Consider the following 2,873-nt stretch of genomic DNA (forward strand, 5'->3'; position numbering starts at 1 on the left):
GCCCAGCGCTTGGTCGACGACGCGCTGGCCAAGCTGCACGAGTCCGACGCCACCATGACCGCCATCGCCGCCGACCTCGGATCGTTTGGCTCCCAACATCGTGCCGCCAAGGGCGAGGCCGATCGTCTTGCGGCGGCCATCGTGGCGGCCGAAGAGGCTCGCGACACCGATCTGTCCGGTCTGGCCGATCTGGAGAGTCGGCTTCAGCAGGCCGAGTCGGTTCCGGATGAAGATCCCGACACCTCATTGCTGGACGAGCTTTCGGAGGTCGCGTCGAGCAAGCGTCGAGCCGAGACCGAGGCTCGACTGGTGCTGCGCACGAATGAAGAGCGCACGCGCGCGCTCGAGGGCCAGGCCACGGCGCTGTTCGCCGCGGCCGAAGCCGAGCGCGAGGCGCGGCAGAAGGCCGCCGAACGGCGCGATCGCCAGCGCCACGAGGCCGAGACGGCGCGGGCCGTCGTCACTGCGTCCGACCAGGTGCTCGCGCGCCTCGACCGTTCAATCCAGCGAGCCTCGGAACGCCGTACCGAGATCGAGCACTCTCGTTCCGGTCGGGAGGACGAGCTCCGCACCGTGCGAGGGCGACTGCGCGAGCTGAGCAGTGAGCTCGACTCGTTGACCAGTTCGGTGCACCGCGACGAGATGGCCCGGGCCGAGCTGCGCCTGCGCCTTGAATCGCTGGAGACGCGCGCGCTGGAAGATCTGGGTCTGGGCATCGAGGCTCTGGTCGGTGAGTACGGTCCTGACCAGCTGGTGCCGCCCCTCCAGCAGGTGGCTGACGCCGATGTGGATGACGTCGCAAGCGAGCCCGAGGCCGCTCGCCCGTTCGATCGCGAGGAGCAGACCAAGCTGCTGCGCTCGGCGGAGCGCTCGCTGGCCATGCTCGGCAAGGTCAACCCGCTCGCGCTCGAGGAGTTCTCCGCGCTCGAGGAGCGCCATCAGTTCCTCAGCGGTCAGGTCGAGGACCTGCGCAAGACCCGCCAGGATCTGCTCGAGATCGTCGACGAGGTCGACGCCAAGGTGGAGAAGGTGTTCACCGAGGCCTGGCACGACACGGAGCGTGAGTTCAGGGATGTCTTCAGCCGGCTGTTCCCCGGTGGCGAGGGGCGGCTGGTTCTCACCGACCCCGACAACATGCTCACCACGGGCATCGACGTCGAGGCCCGCCCGCCGGGCAAGAAGGTCAAGCGGCTGTCGCTGCTGTCCGGCGGTGAGCGATCGCTCGTGGCGGTCGCCTTCTTGGTGGCGCTGTTCAAGGCGCGCCCCAGCCCGTTCTACATCCTTGACGAGGTCGAAGCCGCGCTCGACGACACGAACCTCGGTCGTCTGCTCGGCATCTACGAGGAGCTGCGCGCCAGCTCGCAGCTCATCGTCATCACGCACCAAAAACGCACCATGGAGGTCGGCGACGCGCTCTACGGAGTCTCGATGCGCGGTGACGGCGTCTCAGCGGTCATCAGTCAGCGACTGCGCGAGGAGGAGACCGCGTGAGTGAACCCAGACAGGGTGACCTCAGGCGGGATGACTTCGGCACCATCCGGCGCATCACGACCCGGTGGGAGGACGAGGACGTCTACGGGCACGTCAACAACGTCGTGTACTACTCGTTCTTCGACACCGCGGTCAACGGATATCTGATCGAGGCCACCGGCACCGACATCCGTGGTCTGGACGCCTCCGGGATCGTCGCCGAGACGAGCTGCCGGTTTCTGCGTGAGCTGCGCTTTCCCGGTGATGTCGAGGCGGGCCTACGAGTCACCAAGCTCGGCACGTCGAGCGTCGTGTACGAAATCGGTCTGTTCCAGGGTGAGTCGTCTGAACCGGCCGCCGTGGGGCGATTCGTGCACGTCTACGTCATGGGTGAGGACCGCGCGGTCACGCCGGTTCCTGACCTCATTCGAGCCGTGCTGGAACCGTTGCTGGTACTAGGGTCTGCTCATGAGTGAACGCAGCACCTACGTGCTGGTCGACGGCGAGAACATCGACGCCACCCTGGGGTCATCGATTCTGGGCCGGCGGCCGCAGCCGCACGAGCGGCCCCGCTGGGACCGACTGCTGCAGTTCGCCGAAAGCTCATGGGATCAACCCGCGACCGGCTTGTTCTTCCTGGCCGCCAATGGAGATCTGCCCATGCCGTTCGTGCAGGCGCTGACGGCCATCGGCTTTCGGCCGGTGCCGCTGTCGGGCGGCGCCGACGAGAAGGTCGTCGACATCGCCATCCAGCGCACGCTCGTCGAGCTGGCTCACCGCGATGCCGACGTCATGCTCGCCAGCAACGACGGTGACTTCATCGAACAGCTCGAGCCGCTGGTCGGCCCCGAACGTCGCACGGCCCTGCTGGCGTTTCGCGAATTCCGCAACGCCGGCTACTTGCCGCTGTTCGAGCGAGGTCTGGAGTTTCACGACCTGGAATACGACGTGCAGGCCTTCAACGAACGACTGCCGCGGATCCGCATCATTCCGATCGCCGAGTTCGACCCGCTCGAGTTTCTCTAGTCCCGTCGCAGGGGATGTCGACGACAGAACTGGCCGGACGGAATCTAGGCTGGCGTCGTGACCACCACTGTTCTCGTCCTCATCATCGCCGCTGCTGTCGTCCTGGTTGGCGGTGGAGTCGCCTTCCTGGTCACTCGTGGGGGCGATGGAACGTTGCCGCCGCCGGACGTGCTCGACGAGATCACCACCGAGGTCATCAAGCATCCCGAGCACCCTGAACCACATCTGGCGTCCGATGACGAAGAGGTGCCGTTCGAGGAGATCCCGGCCGACGAGCGGGGTGGAGCTCCGGCGATCGAGCGTCCCGAAGCGTCGCAGGGACGGCTGGTCCGCCTGCGTGGTCGGTTGGCACGGTCCAACTCCTCGCTCGGCAAGGG

2 protein-coding genes and 2 pseudogenes are annotated in these 2,873 nt (G+C 66.7%); all 4 read left to right on the plus strand.

Annotated features, from left to right (window positions below; genetic code table 11):
• Positions 1 to 1,491 (plus strand): annotated as a pseudogene (locus tag WB508_RS04490) (chromosome segregation protein SMC); the annotation flags it as partial.
• A complete protein-coding gene (locus WB508_RS04495; RefSeq protein ID WP_423843686.1) occupies positions 1,488 to 1,946 on the plus strand; it encodes an acyl-CoA thioesterase in 459 nt (152 codons plus the stop codon). The pseudogene WB508_RS04490 and the gene WB508_RS04495, both read left to right, overlap by 4 nt.
• A complete protein-coding gene (locus WB508_RS04500) occupies positions 1,939 to 2,496 on the plus strand; it encodes an NYN domain-containing protein (protein WP_423843687.1) in 558 nt (185 codons plus the stop codon). Before WB508_RS04495 ends, WB508_RS04500 begins: the two co-directional genes overlap by 8 nt.
• Positions 2,497 to 2,553: 57 nt before the next feature.
• Positions 2,554 to 2,873, plus strand: a pseudogene (locus WB508_RS04505) (signal recognition particle-docking protein FtsY); the annotation flags it as partial.

This window comes from Aeromicrobium sp. (assembly GCF_049586495.1).
Classification (GTDB): Bacteria; Actinomycetota; Actinomycetes; order Propionibacteriales; family Nocardioidaceae; genus Aeromicrobium.